The organism is Sinomonas humi, from assembly GCF_000802235.1.
Taxonomy (GTDB): Bacteria; Actinomycetota; Actinomycetes; order Actinomycetales; family Micrococcaceae; genus Sinomonas; species Sinomonas humi.
The window spans coordinates 66,269-82,679 of the sequence record NZ_JTDL01000109.1; the positions used below are offsets into that span (position 1 = coordinate 66,269).

Below are 16,411 nucleotides of genomic sequence, written 5' to 3' on the forward strand. Positions count from 1 at the left end.
TTTCCCGCTGCGCTAGGTAGCCGCGAACCCCGAGCCATATTGAACAGGCCACAAGCAACAGCAGGAGCGCACCCGAGGCAAGGAGCCAGGCCCGCCTGCGGCGACGCGGCCGGGACGCAGCCCGACGGTGCCTCGTAGGCGCGTCTGGTCCGAGGCTCACTGCCGGAAGTCCTCCGCGTGCTCGCGAAACCACTCAACAGTCGACTTCAGGCCTTGTTCAAGATTGATGGTGGGAAACCATCCCGTCCCGTTGAGCTTCGAGACGTCCAAGAGCTTCTGCGGAGTGCCATCAGGCTTGCTGGCGTCCCATTCAGAGGTGCCTTCGTAGCCTACGGTCGCAGCGATTGCTTCCGCGAGTTCTTTGATGGTGACGTCGGTGCCTGTCCCCACGTTCACGTGCTGCGCGCCGTCGTAATTCTCCATGAGGTGGAGCAGCGCGGACGCGAGATCGTCGACGTGCAGGAATTCCCGCCGGGGGCTGCCTGTCCCCCAATTCGTCACACTTTCGACTCCATCAAGGCGTGCTTCCTCATATCGCCGGATCATCGCTGGCAACACGTGAGATCCGAGGCGGGAAAAGTTGTCGCCGGGGCCGTAGAGGTTGGTCGGCATCGCCGAAATCCAAGGAAGTCCGTGCTGCCGCCGCACCGCCTGCACGTTCAGGATGCCTGCGATCTTGGCTATGGCGTAGGCGTCGTTGGTCGGCTCAAGGTCACCTTGGAGCAGCGCGGACTCGCTGATGGGCTGCGCAGCGAACTTCGGATAGATGCAGGAGGAGCCCAGGAACAGGAGTCGGCGCACGCCAAACCGCACCGCCGCGTCCATGACGTTGACCTGGATCTGCAGGTTCTCGCTGAGAAAGTCCGCCGGATAGGTGTTGTTCGCGAGAATTCCGCCGACTTTAGCCGCCGCGAGAAACACGTACTCCGGTTTCTCCTGCTCGAAGAATTCAAAGACGGCAGCGCGGTCCTTGAGGTCCAGCTCTGCCGATGTCCTTCTAACGAGCCTCGAGAAGCCCTCCGCCTCGAGCTTCCGCCAGATGGCAGAACCCGCGAGTCCGCGGTGCCCCGCGACGTAAACTGGCGCCTCCCGGTCTAGCGGCGCGGGCGCGAAGTTGAGTTCAGCGGGCACCGGCCGTCGCTCCCCAGCTCGCGAGTTCTACTGAGTCAATCCAAGTTCCATGGGGGAACTTGAGGGCCTCGAGGTCTGCGTCCACCATCAGACGTGCCAGCTCGTCCGGGCCGACCGAAGGCTCCCAGCCCAGCTTCTCGCGCGCCTTGCTCGCGTCACCGATGAGGGCATCAACCTCAGACGGACGCAGGTACCGCTCGTCGAAGCGAACGTAATCCTGCCAATCCAAATCGACGTGTTGGAATGCCACGTCGAGGAAGTCGCGGACGGTTCTGCTCTGGCCCGTCGCTAGGACAAAGTCCTCCGGCTCGTCGGCCTGGAGCATCCGCCACATGCCCTCCACATACTCAGCGGCGTAGCCCCAGTCGCGGACTGCGTCGAGATTGCCGAGGTAAAGGTGATCTTGAATCCCGGCCTTGATCGCAGCAGCGGCTCGGGTGATCTTTCGGGTCACGAAGGTCTCGCCGCGCCGGGGAGACTCGTGGTTGAACAGGATGCCGTTCACCGCGAACATGCCGTAGGCCTCGCGATAGTTCCGCGTGATCCAGTAGCTGTAGACCTTGGCCGCACCGTATGGCGAGCGCGGGTGAAACGGCGTGGCTTCATCTTGGGGCGGCGGTGCGGCGCCGAACATTTCGGACGACGACGCCTGATAGAAGCGGGTGTGAATTCCAGAGAGACGAACCGCTTCGAGCATGCGGACGGAGCCGATGCCGGTCGTATCTCCGGTGTGCTCCGGCTCATCGAACGAGACCCGGACGTGTGATTGAGCGGCGAGGTTGTAGACCTCGTCGGGGCGCAGGTTGGCCAGCAGGCTCACGAGTCGGCCGCCGTCGCTCAGGTCTCCGTAGTGGAGGAAGAGGCGCGCGTCGCTTTCGTGCGGGTCCACGTAGAGGTGGTCAATGCGAGAGGTGTTGAAGGTCGAGCTCCGGCGAATGAGCCCGTGTACTTCGTAGCCCTTCGAGAGCAGAAGCTCTGCAAGATAGGAGCCGTCCTGACCGGTGATCCCGGTGATGAACGCCTTCTTTGTCACGATAGATGTCCCTTCCCCCTAGGAGACACGCGACCGTGCCCACCCATACTTTTCGCATCCGTGGCGGGAATCGGAAGTCGCCGAACCACGTAGGCAGAGTCATCATACGAGACCTACGTAGTGCGTGACTTACCCTGAAAACCAAACGCTACGGCACTGATACATACTTCACGAGCTACTGACGAGTTCGTGACAGGCTAAGATACGCGATCCGCCTCGGTGGTGATAACGTGCCGGATTGGATGGATCAGTTCAGTCCTAGGGGGGACATTGGTGCACGGTCACCCGCCAAAAGAGGACTCAGTCCCTGTCATAAGCCTTCGCCGAGCACCTGGGGCAGGAGAAAGCTGGGACCGGCCAAAGGCCGTTGTCTACCTATGGGCAGCCGCTGAGCTGCTCTTCGTCACCAATCCTTGGCAACTGAGCTCGCGCCTTCGCACCGCCGTCCTAAAGGCGTTTGGGGCCGAAATCGAAGAGGGAGTGATCTTCCGCCCTCGAACCCGGGTCCGTTTCCCTTGGAAGCTCCATATTGGACGCGACTGTTGGATCGGCGAAGGCGTCTGGTTCCACAACCAAGACCACGTCTTTGTCGACCATGACGTCACACTCTCCCAGGAGACCTTCGTTACGACCGGCAGCCATGCGCATCGCCGCGACATGGCTCTCGTTACCAAACCGGTGCACATCGAAGCAGGAGCTTGGGTCACTTCGAGATGCATCGTTCTCGGGGGAAGCCGGATCGGAAGGTCAGCTTTGATCACCCCGGGCACCGTTGTCGGCGGCGAGGTTCCGGCGAATACCATCTGGGGAAGCCAAAGCTCCCCGTCCGCCCTCGGTTACAGATTCGGACCGGCCTCCCAGACATGAGAGCGTCGAGCAATGCGCTGCGCATCGCGCACGTAGTTACACTTTTCAGCCCCGACGGCGCGTACGGCGGTCCTACCAGGGTTGCCGTCAATCAGGCCAAAGCGCTCATTGAGCGGGGGCACGAGGTAACGCTTCTGGGTGGCGCAAGAGGCTTTGAGGAGTTACCCGATACCTACCAGGGCGTCCCGTCCCGCCTTTTTCCCGTGGCACACCTCGTTCCAGGTTCTGGCTTTGCTGGCCTATTTTCAGCAGGCCTCGCCACTCATCTTGCCCGCCATGCTCGGGACTTCGACATCATCCACGTCCATCTGGCCCGGGACCTGGTAACCCTGCCCGCCACGTTGGTTGCCCGCCGCCAAGGAGTGCCTTTCGTAGCGCAGACCCACGGGATGATCGACCCGACATCAAGGCTGCTGGCACGCCCGCTGGACCGCTTCCTCACGCGTCCGCTCCTGAGTTCTGCGGATAAGGTCTTCTATCTCACCCCCCGCGAGGCGTCGGACCTGCGGAATGTAATGGGGAATCAGGAGATTCAGCTTCAACCACTTTCCAACGGGGTTCCGATCGCGGAAGGTGCCGCTTACCATCGCAGCCAAACAATCGATGTTCTCTTTCTGGCGAGGCTTCATTCACGGAAGAGACCGCTTCTCTTCCTCGAGGCCGCGCAGCTTCTGGCCACTCAGTTCCCTGACGTCACCTTCTCCATAGTGGGACCTGACGAAGGCGAGGAGAAATCCGTGAGGGAACTCGCCAAGCGGCTGGATCCTCAGGGAGAGCGGATCCGCGTCGAGGGGCCGCTCCAGCCACACGAGACAGCAGAGCGGATCCGCCAGTCGCAGATCTACGTGCTGCCGTCGGAGAACGAGCCCTTCCCGATGAGCGTCTTGGAGGCAATGTCGCTCGGCCTCCCCGTCATCATCAGCGAGGACTGCGGCCTCAGCCCGGCAGTCCGCAAAGCGGACGCCGGCGCGGTTGTGGATGGCACGCCGGCCGCCGTAGCCGATGCGATGTCCGCTCTTCTCGGCGACCATGCTCGGCGCAGAGCCTGCGGCGAAAATGCTCGGAAGCTAGCGCTCGAGTCCTTCTCGATGGAGGCCGTTGCGGAAAGCCTCGAGAAGTTCTATCTCGCAACACGAGCCGTTGAGGACAAGATGGGGAGCGTCGCATGACGACTCAGGAATATCAGCGCGAGACCACAACGATGGGGCCCTCGTGTCCGGTCACGAAGGCGCCGGATATTCTCGCCTCCGTGCTCGTCGTTGGCCTCAATTACGCCCCTGAGCCCACCGGAAATGCTCCATACACCACCAAGCTTGCTGAGGGGCTCACAGGACTCGGACACCAAGTCGAAGTCTTTACTGGCTATCCGCACTATCCGCAGTGGCAGATTGCTGAAGGATATTCGGGCCTCTCGACCCGTCAAATCATCAACGGCGTCCCCGTCCATCGCCTCCGCCATACGGTGCCAGCAGTTCCACGCACGCTGAACCGGCTGCTCATGGAGCTCACCTTCGGGCTACACGCGGCCCTCCGGCCGTGGGCAAAGCATGATGTCGTGCTCGTCGTCAGCCCCGGCCTCTTCGCTTCTGCGTTCGCCGTTGCGAAGGCCCGGCTCAAGCGCATTCCCGTCGCGATCTGGATTCAGGACCTCTACAGCCGCGGTCTGGAAGAAACCGGCGGAAGCGGAGCGATCACGAAGGCGATGAAGTGGGTGGAGTCCAGGATCCTGAAGTCCTGCACAGGGATAACCGTCATCCATGGCCGCTTCCGTGACTATGTGGTCGAAGAACTCGAAGTGTCAGGCAAGAACGTGGACGTCATTCGGAACTGGACGCACATTCAACATACTCCTGATTTCGATCGAGATGCGGTTCGCGCCCGTTTCGGCTGGTCGCCTGAAGAAACCATCGCACTCCATGCCGGCAACATGGGCGTGAAGCAGGGGCTTGAGAATGTCGTGGAAGCCGCTCGGCTCGCCGATGCCTTCGATAGTCGTGTCCGGTTTGTCCTCCTGGGTGACGGCAACCGGCGCGAGGCACTGCATGTGGCAGGGGACGGCATTAGATCCTTGTCCTTCATCAAGCCGCTCAGCGACCGAGAGTATTCCGAGGCACTACGAGCCGCCGATGTGCTGATCGTCAATGAACGGCCTGAACTTCGCGAGATGAGCGTTCCGAGCAAGCTGACCTCATACTTCGCGACCGGACTACCTGTGGTCGCGGCAACAAATTCCGAAAGCGCGACGGCAGACGAGGTCAGAGCCTCCGGGGCCGGGATACTCGTTGACCCGCAGCGCCCTTCCGCGCTGCTGCGCGGAGTTGAAAGGCTTCGAAACAATGCGTCAGAGGCAGAGCGTCTTGGCCAAGCGGGTCCTGCCTACGCTTCGACAGTGCTCTCAGAGGCCGCAGCTATCGACGCCTATTCGCACTGGCTTGCCGATCTCAGCGGCGCGCGACGGCAACTGAACTAGGTCTGCTTTGGGGGACGTATGAGCATCACGCGTGACGAGGCCCGGCCTCGCCTGAGAGACTCGAGCCGCGTTCTGGCATCCGCCCAAACGCGAATGCTGATCATCGATCTGCTGTGCATCACTTGGGCAACGGTCGGGGCGCAGATCGCCCGTTTCGGAAGCAACGACCAGTCACTGGATATCGGCGGCAATCAACGTGCGCCTTACACCCTTATCTCTGTGTTGTTGATCGTAACGTGGTGGATCGTCTTGGGAGCTGGTGGAACTCGGGAGGAACGCCTTCTCGGCTACGGCCCAGAAGAGTACCGGCGGGTCATCACATCCACCCTGTGGCTTTTTGGCGCCGTCGCGATCGTCTCCTACGTATTCCAGCTTGACACCGCTCGCGGCTATGTCGCTATCGCGCTTCCGCTTGGAATCATCAGTCTTCTCGCCGGCCGTTGGATTGTTCGAGCCACACTCGTGGCGAGTCGGCACCAGGGACAAGGTCTCCAACGCGTGCTCTTGATCGGGGGGCCCCACACAACCCGCCACCTCCACCGACAGCTGAGCATGCATCCTGAAGCGGGCTATCTCCCGGTAGCCGCCCACATGCCGGAACACTCTGCACTGGAGTCAATCGAAACAGAATCTGGCTTCCTTCCCGTGGTCGGGCATGGGAAGGGAGTTGATGAAGTTCTCGAAGCCATCGATGCGTGCGATGCGACGGCCGTTGCAATTACGGCTGGCGCTGCGTTCGACCCGATGGTCCTCCGTCAGTTGGGCTGGCAACTGGCCGCTAGGAATATCGGGATGATCATGGCGCCCGCGCTTACCGATGTTGCAGGCCCGAGAATACGGACCCAACCGGTTGCAGGTCTACCGCTGATTCACGTCACCACCCCGAGACTTGAAGGCTCGAAGCGCTTCATCAAACGCAGCTTCGACATCCTGACCTCAGCCGTGCTCCTACTTCTTCTGGCCGTGCCCATGGTGCTGGTGGCCCTCCTGGTCCGGATCGACAGCAAGGGCCCCGCGATATTTCGTCAGAAGCGAGTCGGACGCGCCGGTATCCCGTTCGAGATGTACAAGTTCAGGTCAATGGTCCTCGATGCAGAAGCAAGACTGGAGGCGCTTCAGCTGCACAACGAGGGAGCAGGCCTCCTCTTCAAGATGAAAGAGGACCCACGCATCACCCGCCTCGGCAAAGTGATCCGCAAACACTCCATCGACGAACTTCCACAGCTTCTGAACGTCCTTCGCGGTGAGATGAGCCTCGTCGGACCGCGACCTCCCCTTCCAACCGAAGTTGTCGGATACGACGACTTCGCTCACCGCCGTCTTCTCGTGAAGCCGGGGATCACAGGGCTGTGGCAGGTGTCCGGCCGCAGCAATCTGTCCTGGGAGGACGCACTGCGTCTCGACCTCTACTACGTCGAGAACTGGTCCCTAACGCAAGACTTGCTGATCTTGGCCCGGACAATCCGGGCCGTTACAAATCGAGTAGGGGCATATTGACGGACACCAGTGAGATTAGTTGGGACATTCGAGGCGGAATGCACGCCCTCCGCTCCGATCGAACTTACGGATGCAGATAGTGACAAACATAACCAAGATCCAGCCAACCAAGAGAACAACCGCCCAGACTGGACTGGTAATGCTCCTGGGAGCCCCCATGCTACTCGTTCTCGGGACAGCCCTCGGCCTATCAAATGAACCGACCCTAAAGGGAATAGGTATAGCCATCGTGGGCCTCGCTGCGGGCCTCATGATCCTGCAGCTGGGTCGAGGACCAATCGATCCCTTAGGGCCGGCAGCATTCATTACCTATTCTCACATCCTCCTGTTTATCCTGAGACCAGCCTACGGATTCTTCTACCAAGACAATATCAATCTATTTACCCAAACACCCTTTGACTCGAGTACGCTCTGGGCACAAGTAATCGCGGCGACAGGATACATCAGCCTTTCGATTGGCATTCGGCTTGGTTCGCGTAAGTACTTGGGCAGCGAACGAGCGCAGCCGCTGCTGTTCGAGCCAACGCGGGACCGTGCAATAATTCTGCCACTCTGGCTTACGGTAGGGCTAGGATTTGCCCTATACGTCGTCTATATTAGGCAAACAGGGTGGGGTAATTATTTGACAATTCTGAAAACAGGTCGAACTCTCGAATCAAGTCAGGCGCTTGAAAGTTCCTCCGCATACTTTTACGCTGGCTTGAGTGTCGCCACTGGGGCGCTTTTGCTCATATTCATGCTTGACCTTTATCGGAACAATCGGTTGGGAGCAACTCTCGCGTTGATGCTTGTCTTGCTTTGCTTAGTTCCATCATTTGCTTCCGGGTCGCGCTCAGTCTTCATCCCCACCCTCGCGGCGCTTGTGATTGTATTTCGATCACGATTTCCTCGGGCATTCTCATTTCGTCGACTACTGATATGGTCACCTGCAGTATTCATCGTACTGTTCATTGCACCTAGGGTCTGGCGGGTTGGACTAGCCCAAGGAGGTTCGCTCTCTCAGTCTTTAGCCGACGCGTTCCTTCCCCAGAATTATCTGGACGGATTCCTAGGTGGGTACGACACTGCGATGCTGGACTCGTTCAGCCTGCAGGTCCAAGCCCAGAACTCCGGAATGATCGGGCACCAATACGGCAGTACCTATCTCAGCCTGCTCGTGGCCATCGTGCCCCGCACACTCTGGCCCAGTAAGCCGGTCACCGTTGATCAAGTGCTAAACGCGTACCTTTTTCCGGCTACAAACAGCCAGGGGATTGGATTCTCATTCGGCTTCTACAGCGAACCTTTTCTGAATTTTGGACCACTAGGCGTCGCGGTCGTATGCATAATATTCGGTTTTGCCCTAGAGAGACTATTCACGAAAGCAACTTCCTCCTCCGACATTGTCCTCCGATACTCGGCAATAATGGCGTCAACCTATATGTTCACCCTCATGCGCGGAAGTATTTCGTTCGACAGCCAGCGTCTCTTGATAGCGATCATCCCTGCCCTCATAGCTGTATGGATGGGCCGACGAATGTTCTCAACAGCCTCTAGATCGCACCCAATAAAAATTGGGGGAACAAGATGAAAATGAAGTCGCCTGACATAATCGTATGCAATCCCGGCACACATCCAGAAATGATGCACGTTGCGGCGGCACTCACGAACACCTTTAACCTAAAATATCTAACCAGTGCAAATCTAAGCCAGGACAGCATGGTTATGCGCACAGCTAGGCTGATAGCTAAACGGGTGCCTCAGTTTGACTCAGGCGCTAATCAGATCCTGCGCAGGAAGCTTCCACCGCAGCTTTCCAAACAGCACGTCGAGACATTTGCCCTAGGGCAGGAAGTCGCGTACCAGATTACCAAAAGAATACAACCCGAATGGTCAGTCGCATTCCTTGAACGTAGAAATCGGAAGTTTGAGGCTAGGTCCGCGATCGCAGTCAGCCGCGCCAAGCCGTCTATCATATTTGGGCAATATACCGCAAGCTTTGAACCCTTCAGGTCAGCACCATCGGAATGCGTTCGGGTACTGAATTATCCAATTTCACATCATGAGTGGCTCATGGACGCCATGCGAAGCGAGGGCGCCCGAAATCCTCGTTGGGCCAGCATTCTCCAGGGCCACGACTTTTCCGCGGAAACACTCGCACGGTTGAACGCGGAGATATCTATGGCAGATTACATCATGGTCCCGAGCACCTTTGCGGCCAGTACGTTCGAAGCGGCAGGTATCAATCGATCTAAGCTCCAGATACTTCCACTCGGGTGCGACGTTCAGCACGACGATGCTGACGTCACTAACCCGCCTGCTCGATCGACTTCACTCAAAGTCCTTTACGCGGGTCAGGTAACGCAACGGAAGGGCATCGGATACTTAGCCGAAGCTATAGCTTCCATCCCCGAGGCATCATTAACAGTTATTGGGGAGTCATCCGCCAGGGCGTGTGCACTCCTGGAGCGATACCCACGGGTCACAATGCTGGCAAGCATGCCACGCGAACAACTTTTGAACAATATGCGTGCGGCTGACGTCTTTGTCCTTCCAAGCTTGGCTGAAGGTTTCGGCCTCGTGGCCCTTGAAGCTATGAGCGTCGGATGCCCTGTGTTAGTTAGCGCAAATACATTCGGCTCAGACCTGATTGAGGACGGAGTCAACGGCTTTGTGCTGCCGTCAACCGATGCCGCCGATATTGCCGTCCAACTGAAGCGAATCGCCGCTCATCCCGACATCTCGAAGGTACGGGCACGCGCCGCACTAACTGCCAAGGGCTACTCATGGGAAAGATATGAAAAACGAATTCGCGATTTTTCCATTAGCGTGATGGAGTCCAAGTCAGTGGGGCGCACCTCATGAGACACCGTAGCGTTCCCCGGCTCTGGTTCAGGAGTGCCAACTTTAGTTGGCTGCGGGGACATGGACCCACCCTGATAATTGTCGCAGATGGTGCTTCCACTGCCCTTGCAAACGTCGTCGTTCTAATGCTTGCAGCGCGGATATTCCATGAATCAGAATTTGCAACCTATGCCCTACTTCAACTGATTGTCGTCACAGCGGTGATCGTGCAGCGGTCGTTCGTGCTCGCCCCGGGCTTGGCCGCGCAGAGACAGCATGGGCGTGGCGCATTTTCGCCGCGTCTCATTTTCCAGGTGTCCCTCCCCTCATCCCTGATCGTGGGGGGAGGCGTACTTTTGTCGACAGGACACGGATCCGCTGGTTTCCTACTTGCGGCTAGCACGGGTCTAGCCACTTTAGGTGCCCTGTCCATGGACGTTGCGCGATATTGCCTGCTCACTCTTGACAAGAGAGGGGCGATGCTGTCTATAAACTGTTTATGGAGCGCCACGCTCGTGACTAGCATCCTGATCGGCACACCGACCACTATATTCATTCTTTGCGCCTGGGGTGTCTCAGGACTATTCATCGCTGTCACCGCCACCTTGGCCTTGAGGGAGCGGTCGGAGAGATCGGTCCTCACTGTGAGTCAAATCTGGCACCTCGGCAAATGGTCGGGGCTTGATGCTGCGATGTCTGCGGCGGCAAACCTTCTTCCAATGCTCGCAGCAACGACTGCAGCCAATGGTGACTTGGTGGGAACTTACAGGCTCCTTCAGTCTACGCTTGGGCCCCTCAACATCATCAGCTCATCTCTCGTGACAATTTATAGCGTGGACGCTTGGAAATTTACCCAAGGCAAGAGCTTGCGATCACTGAATCGCAAAGTCCGACGATTCGGCTGGATCATGCTCGGCGGCAGCGCCGTCTATATCACCGTCGCTGAATTGATTGTCATGTCGTTCTCACGGCATTCGGACCCGGACGCCGCAAGGGTATGTTGGATTGTTGCGGGGGTCGGATCTGTTGGTGCCCTAACTTCCTCATATACAGCAGGGGCTCTCGCTCTGGGAGCGCAAAAGAGCGGGGCTTTGCTGCGCGTGCTAATCATATTTTGGTCAATAACAATTTCTGCGCTCCCCTCATTGGGCTTCAATCTCCCATGGAACGACCCCGTAGCTCCAGTGACAGTCTTCGCGACCATAACGGGCCTGATAGGGTGGATTCTCGCTTACAGACGTGCTCTTTCCAGAGCCTTTGGAAGTACATCCGCTCCCATTGCCTACTCGAAATGATCGGGACCTCCGCGTCCTAGATCTGGGCATAAATGAGGGATTGCATCTCCGCAGACTCCTCCAGCCAGGAGACCTCGGAGCTGATTCCTCAGCCTCCCTCTGAGGTGGAGCCGCTCCGAATAGATCATCGGCGGAGGATTGCCTTTTGCGGAGAGCTTCCGGTCGCGCTGGGAGGCGATCCACGGGACCTCGAAGTCTTTCTCCAAATGGCCCGCCGTCAAACGGGCGCCGCATAGTTGCGCTCCCCCCCTGGTCGGGGGCTTTGCTAGTTGCTTTGATTGCGGCTGAGTCCACCAGGGCGGATCATCGACCACGATCAGCGTCTCGCTGGCGCCACCCATGGCGAGCGGTCTGGGTCCCTCTGGTTGTCAAATCATGACTTCTTGCAGACGCCGCGACCCGGGGACCACCCAAATAAAGCCCAATAACTACACTGAGGGACTGCCGGAGGATCCTTCGAATTCCGATGGCCTTTTTTAAGATGAAAGTGGTTGGAGTGATCGCCAGAACGAATTTCGCTCGTCCAAGCTGCATGTCACCGATTCGATCCGTTGGATGAGACCGGCAGAGTTGGCTCCAAAGCAGTCCTAGTAGGAGTCGTCGGTGATGAATATGTCGGAATTGGGCCTGCAGTCCCCTGGACGTCAGGGTGACCGTGCACATAAGCGGCACCCACGAGCGCGATGTCGAGGGCGGCAAACAGCCCAACGCCGGCGACCACCCAGACGCGTCTGCCCTCTCTTGTTTCCGCTGCTTGCTTCACCCGCGGACGCCCCGCAAGCACAGTTTCTCCGCGATCAAGGCAATCTGCTCATGGATGCGGGCCCCTACAGCCTCATACACCTCAAACGGACGACGATACGGGTCCTCGAGGTCGTCGTCCTCCGGGTTCTCAGGCGGCGCTACAAATCCTCGAAGAGATCGTGCGGAATCGACCACGTCAGCCGAATCCACCAAGACCAAGCCGTCACGCTCAGTGACCGAACTCAACAGTCTCGCAAACTCACTGATGGTGAATGTCCTCCGCGACATCCTCGGAAGAAGCTGGACCACGGAGCTGCGGTGAGCGCGAGTGGCCGTCAATACGAGATCTGCTTCTCCCAGCTGCTCCTCAGTCAGAAGGCGAGAGCGGTGGTCTTCAGGGTCGCCTCCGTACTGCCGGGACACCTTCGCCGCTTCCTCGGGCATCCGGAGGCCGTCGTCTGCGATCACTCCGGCGCTAGAAATCCGCATTGGGTAACCGCTCGTGCGCGCCCGAAGGAGCTGTTCCGCGATGGGCGATCGGCACAGGTTGCCGGAACAAACCATGAGAACGCTGAAGCTTGACTCGGTCACGGCCTAGCCCCGTCGATGCATCATCCGGCGCGAGTCCTTGCCCACCGTCACATCGTCCTGGGCATAGACGGGACCGTAGCCGTACGTCTGGTAGCCGTAGGCGTGCGGGCCCTGAGCCGGGAGCATCGTCAGGACGAAGCCGAAGAGACGCACGCCAACGTTCTCAAGCGTCGTTACCGCAGCGGACAGCTGACTGCGGTGCGTGCGGCCGGCGGCGACGACGACGATCGCACCCCCTGCCGTCTTGCTCAGGACAGCGGCGTCCGTCACCGGGAGGAGGGGCGGTGCGTCGAAGAGGACGTAGTCGAATTCGTTCTCCAGCCGCGCGACCAGGGAATGCATCGCGGCCGATCCGAGGAGCTCACTCGGGTTAGGAGGAACGCTTCCCGCGGGGAGCACGTGCAGGTTGCCCCTACCCCATTGCTGGATGGCGTCCTCCATGTCGGCTCGGCCGATCAGAAGATCTGTCAGGCCGACGGCGCCCTCGAGACCCATGTATGTTGCGATTTTGGGGCGGCGGAGGTCCGCGTCCACGACGATGACCTTGTGACCTAGGTTGTCGAGGGCAATCGCGAGGTTGGACGCCGTGCTGCTCTTCCCCTCGCTCTCGATCGCCGAAGTGACAACAAAGCTGCGGGCTCCCTCTCCGGCATCCACGAATTGCAGGTTCGTGCGAAGCGTTCGGAACGCCTCTGCTCGGGGGCTGCGAGGATCGTCTTGAACGATGAGCGGCCGCTTGGACGCTTTGGCGTCATACGTGATGCCGCCAAGGATCGGAGCGGGGCTAATTGCTTGGACGTCGCTGTCGCTGCGGATCCGGTTATCGAGAACGTGCCGCAGAACGGCGGCACCAATTCCCAGTGCGAGCCCGACAAAGAGACCGAGCGCGACATTGATCGGCACGTTAGGTGTAACGGGCGCCGACGGAACTTCTGCCTCTTGCACCCGAGTCAGCTTGACCTGAGCGCTCTGCGTCCCTGTCGACTCGATGTTCTGGACGACGTTCGTCAGGCTTTCTGAAATGCCGTTGGCGACATTGGCAGCCTGAACAGGATCGGTCGACGTTGCAGAGATCTCAATAAGTGTTGTGTTGAGCGGAGCCGTCGCAGTGACGGACTTCGCAAGGTCATCCGCTGTCATTGAAAGGTGCAGGTTCGAAATGACCGGGAGGAGAACAATCGGCGTCGTCACGAGCCCTGCATAAGTCTTCACACGCTGCTGAGTGAACGTACTGCCCTGCACGAGGTCCTGAACCGTGCCGCCAGACTGCGTAGAGACGAAGACCTGCGCGGATGCCTTGAACTGCGGCTTGCTCAGAATCGAGAAAACAGATGCAGCCGCCACGCCAATGAGGGCCATCACGACCACGAGGACCCAGCCCGTGCGTAGGATGCGAATGTAGTCTCTAAGCTCCAAGAGGCCCTCCCCCGATGTCACACGGTTGCACTCCGTGTCCACACATATGTTGCCATAGGTCAACTTCTATTACCGACACAGTGGAGCGTGGATGGACACGAAGACTGATGTGCGCTTGCCTCGCCTTACGTGGGCTGCCCTTGGCCTCGTTGCCGCTCTCGTCTGCGGATGGTCCGTCGAAGAGGCTTCCCCCATCCAATTCGACCCCGCCCTCCTCGGGGTCGCCGCCTACGTGGCCATCTGGATCCCGTTCCTCATCGCCCTGTTTCTGAGCTTCATTGGTTGCACCCTCAGCGACGCAATCAGCTTCCTTGGGCTCCGCTTCCAGCCCCTCGACGCGCTCTGGGGCCTCGGCATCGGCTGCCTCGGCCGCGCATTCGACGCGTTCCTCCGTATGGTCCTCACGGGCTCAAGCGGCCTCGTGCAGCAGCCCACACTGAGCGCTCTCGCGACCCCAGTCGTCCAGACGGTCGCCCTCGGGATCCTCGCCCCTGTCGTCATCGCCCCCGTGCTTGAGGAGATCTACTTCCGCGGCCTCATCCAGCGCAGCCTCGCCACTGTTCTCGAGCCGCTCGGACGCGCACCTAAGTGGTCGGCCGCCGTCGTGCTCACCTCGCTCGCGTTCGCCCTGGTCCACGCCCTCCTGCTCATCGGCACCCCGAACGAGGCCATGCTCACGGGCATCTCGACGTTCGTCTTCGCGCTGCTCGCGGGCGCTACGGCCGCGGCGACGAAGCGGCTTGGCGGTTCCATTGCGGGGCACATCGTGTTCAACGGGCTAGGTGTGCTGCTGACCTGGCCTGTCTAAGGGCCACCACTTAGGCGCCGCACCCGCCGAACACTCAGTGCGCCCGCGGCACACACGGAGGAGCCCAAAAGGGGTCATAGGCTGGGATCACTTCTTCAGAGAACCCCCGATTTGGAGAGGTAAAAGTCCTCCACGATCCCCGTCGTGTAGAGGCAGCGGAGCCCCTGAGCACCCCAACTCAGGGGCTCCGTTCTTCCCCCGTCATGAATCGTCAGGAAACAGGCGACTGCTGTCCGATCAGGCACGCACCGGTCTGGATGGGCGCTGCGATCTCGGTCGAAATGCTCGCGTCCGACCTCACGAACTGGCCAACGAGGCACTGCCCACCGAGGCGAATCGAAACCAGGAGGGTCGGAGCCTGCAGGTGGGCGCTCGTCTGGTCCGCGCTCTGCTGCATCGCGGCCGCGTTGAAGCCCACGGCGATGAGAGCACCGGTGAGCGTCTTCGCCTCGACCGAGGATGCCGCCGTCGTCTGCGCGGCCTTGTCCAGCGTCCGCTTGAACAGATCGAGGTTGGCGGCAGCGGGGGCGGAGGGATCGAACTGCGCGAGGGCCGCGGCAGTCGGGGCGGGTGTGCTGGGACTGGGCGTTGGGGTCGGGGAAGGCGCGGACGACGCCGGAGAGCTCGCCTTCGGCGCGGGGCTCAAGTCCAGCCCCTGGAGCGCGCCCGTCAGGCCATAGCCCCCCACGGCCAGAAGGACGACGACGATGCCTCCCCACACGAACTGCTTCACGAGGCCGTCCCCACGGTGGCGCCCTCGTCCACGAACGTCGCCGCCATCCACGGGAACACCCACTGGTCAAGGACGATCAGCAGCACAGCAATGATCAGGGCCAGAATGAGGATTCGCACGACGACCGGCCCCGGAAGGCTCCTCCACAACGCTCGGTACATCTCAGCCGTCCTTTGCGAGGGTGGGGGCCAACTCGGCCGGCGGGGTGGTGCTGAAGCCGACGAACGTCCCGTAGGCGGCGACGCGCTCAAGCGGCGGGAAGATCGCGGGATAGCACGTGGTGAGCGTAATGAGCCGGTCGCTGCCCGCATTCCGGGACACGGTGGGGACCGCGTCGAGGACGTTGATCGCGTCCGGCTGCACGAATTGGAAATTGCGGAACGTGTACGTATACCAGCCGAGCGAGGTCTGAATGTAGACCTTGTCCCCGAGGCGCAGCTTGCTGAGATTGAGGAAGCTGTTGCCGTAGCCGATGTCGTGGGCGGCGATGGCGAAATTGCCGAGGCCGCCGGGCATCGCGGTGCCCGTGTAGTGGCCGACGCCGGCCGTGACGCTGTTGAGGACAAGTTCGGTGTTGACCGACTCGCGCAGGATCCGGCGCCAGTCGGTGCCGAGGCGGGGGATGTAGACGACGCCGATAGTGTCGGCGATGTTGGGTGGTTCGGCCATGACAGGAACGGCGTTCGCCTTCTGCCCCGTTGTCGCGAGATTCCCGGCGGATGGGGCGGGAGCCGGAGCGTGGGCGGCTTGGCTCTTGATCTGCTGTGCGAGCTGCCGACTCTGCTGTGCCGCGACCTGTTCCTGGCGAAGGCCCACAACCCAAGGATTGAAAAAGGCGTACCAGAGAACGAAGAGCCCGATGATCACCGCAATGGTGATGAGTGCTTCCCCCGTAATCCCGAGAGTCTTCACGAGCCCGGACGGTCCGGCCGCATCCCGATTTTCCGCCACGTTCCTCCCCAAATGCCGCCCCTGCCCAGCCCGTGAAGAGGATACAGGGGCT

Annotated in this window: 13 protein-coding genes; 6 read left to right on the forward strand and 7 right to left on the reverse strand. The window is 60.0% G+C overall.

Going from position 1 to position 16,411, the window contains the following annotated elements; translation table 11 throughout:
- Positions 1–156: 156 nt before the first annotated feature.
- Both LK10_RS10960 and gmd read right to left on the reverse strand, forming a co-directional pair.
- Positions 157–1,131, reverse strand: coding sequence for a GDP-L-fucose synthase family protein (locus tag LK10_RS10960; RefSeq protein WP_043123531.1), 975 nt, complete (start codon positions 1,129–1,131; stop codon positions 157–159).
- Positions 1,121–2,164 (reverse strand): GDP-mannose 4,6-dehydratase, encoded by a 1,044-nt coding sequence (gene gmd / locus LK10_RS10965; RefSeq protein ID WP_043123532.1) that lies wholly within the window; start codon positions 2,162–2,164, stop codon positions 1,121–1,123. The genes LK10_RS10960 and gmd overlap by 11 nt, the downstream gene beginning before the upstream one ends.
- Before the next feature lie 863 nt (positions 2,165–3,027).
- Here gmd and LK10_RS22930 point away from each other — a divergent pair.
- The 5 genes from LK10_RS22930 (at position 3,028) to LK10_RS22285 (ending at position 9,842) form a co-directional block, all read left to right on the forward strand.
- Positions 3,028–4,200: a glycosyltransferase gene (locus LK10_RS22930; RefSeq protein ID WP_197061915.1), complete on the forward strand. Its 1,173-nt coding sequence runs from the start codon at positions 3,028–3,030 to the stop codon at positions 4,198–4,200.
- Positions 4,197–5,501 carry a glycosyltransferase family 4 protein gene (locus tag LK10_RS10980; RefSeq protein WP_231567728.1) on the forward strand — a complete coding sequence of 435 codons (1,305 nt, stop codon included), beginning with the start codon at positions 4,197–4,199 and terminating at the stop codon, positions 5,499–5,501. Before LK10_RS22930 ends, LK10_RS10980 begins: the two co-directional genes overlap by 4 nt.
- A gap of 93 nt (positions 5,502–5,594) precedes the next feature.
- On the forward strand, positions 5,595–6,998 hold the full coding sequence (locus LK10_RS10985) for a sugar transferase (RefSeq protein WP_052207232.1): 1,404 nt from the start codon (positions 5,595–5,597) through the stop codon (positions 6,996–6,998).
- 79 nt (positions 6,999–7,077) lie between these two features.
- The gene (gene wzy / locus LK10_RS21360) at positions 7,078–8,568 is read left to right on the forward strand and encodes an O-antigen polysaccharide polymerase Wzy (protein ID WP_197061916.1); all 1,491 of its coding nucleotides are present in this window, start codon (positions 7,078–7,080) and stop codon (positions 8,566–8,568) included.
- Positions 8,569–9,173: 605 nt separating this feature from the next.
- Positions 9,174–9,842, forward strand: a complete 669-nt coding sequence (locus LK10_RS22285) for a glycosyltransferase family 4 protein (protein WP_231567731.1) — start codon at positions 9,174–9,176, stop codon at positions 9,840–9,842.
- Between the two features lie 2,033 nt (positions 9,843–11,875).
- On the opposite strand, the gene LK10_RS10990 is transcribed toward LK10_RS22285, so the two are convergent.
- A complete protein-coding gene (locus LK10_RS10990) occupies positions 11,876–12,424 on the reverse strand; it encodes an arsenate reductase/protein-tyrosine-phosphatase family protein (protein WP_231567732.1) in 549 nt (182 codons plus the stop codon).
- 30 nt (positions 12,425–12,454) lie between these two features.
- Entirely contained in the window at positions 12,455–13,867 is a 1,413-nt protein-coding gene (locus tag LK10_RS10995) for a polysaccharide biosynthesis tyrosine autokinase (RefSeq protein ID WP_043123655.1), read from the reverse strand.
- Positions 13,868–13,958: 91 nt separating this feature from the next.
- On the opposite strand from LK10_RS10995, the gene LK10_RS11000 reads away from it, so the two are divergent.
- A complete protein-coding gene (locus LK10_RS11000) occupies positions 13,959–14,675 on the forward strand; it encodes a CPBP family intramembrane glutamic endopeptidase (RefSeq protein ID WP_043123535.1) in 717 nt (238 codons plus the stop codon).
- A 211-nt stretch (positions 14,676–14,886) separates the two neighbouring features.
- On the opposite strand, the gene LK10_RS11005 is transcribed toward LK10_RS11000, so the two are convergent.
- The 3 genes from LK10_RS11005 to LK10_RS11015 are packed head-to-tail and all read right to left on the reverse strand — an operon-like array spanning position 14,887 to position 16,359.
- Positions 14,887–15,408, reverse strand: a complete 522-nt coding sequence (locus LK10_RS11005) for a DUF6993 domain-containing protein (RefSeq protein ID WP_043123538.1) — start codon at positions 15,406–15,408, stop codon at positions 14,887–14,889.
- Positions 15,405–15,569 (reverse strand): hypothetical protein, encoded by a 165-nt coding sequence (locus tag LK10_RS22290; protein WP_043123540.1) that lies wholly within the window; start codon positions 15,567–15,569, stop codon positions 15,405–15,407. The genes LK10_RS11005 and LK10_RS22290 overlap by 4 nt, the downstream gene beginning before the upstream one ends.
- 1 nt (position 15,570) lies before the next feature.
- Positions 15,571–16,359, reverse strand: a complete 789-nt coding sequence (locus LK10_RS11015) for a class E sortase (protein ID WP_052207219.1) — start codon at positions 16,357–16,359, stop codon at positions 15,571–15,573.
- Positions 16,360–16,411 lie beyond the last annotated feature (52 nt).

Coding starts and splice junctions, on each gene's coding strand:
- LK10_RS22930 (WP_197061915.1), top strand. CDS start 3,028: ATGAGAGCGTCGAGCAATGCGCTGCGCATCGCGCACGTAGTTACACTT.
- LK10_RS10980 (WP_231567728.1), top strand. CDS start 4,197: ATGACGACTCAGGAATATCAGCGCGAGACCACAACGATGGGGCCCTCG.
- LK10_RS10985 (WP_052207232.1), top strand. CDS start 5,595: ATGCTGATCATCGATCTGCTGTGCATCACTTGGGCAACGGTCGGGGCG.
- LK10_RS22285 (WP_231567731.1), top strand. CDS start 9,174: ATGGTCCCGAGCACCTTTGCGGCCAGTACGTTCGAAGCGGCAGGTATC.
- LK10_RS10990 (WP_231567732.1), bottom strand. CDS start 12,424: ATGGTTTGTTCCGGCAACCTGTGCCGATCGCCCATCGCGGAACAGCTC.
- LK10_RS11000 (WP_043123535.1), top strand. CDS start 13,959: ATGGACACGAAGACTGATGTGCGCTTGCCTCGCCTTACGTGGGCTGCC.
- LK10_RS22290 (WP_043123540.1), bottom strand. CDS start 15,569: ATGTACCGAGCGTTGTGGAGGAGCCTTCCGGGGCCGGTCGTCGTGCGA.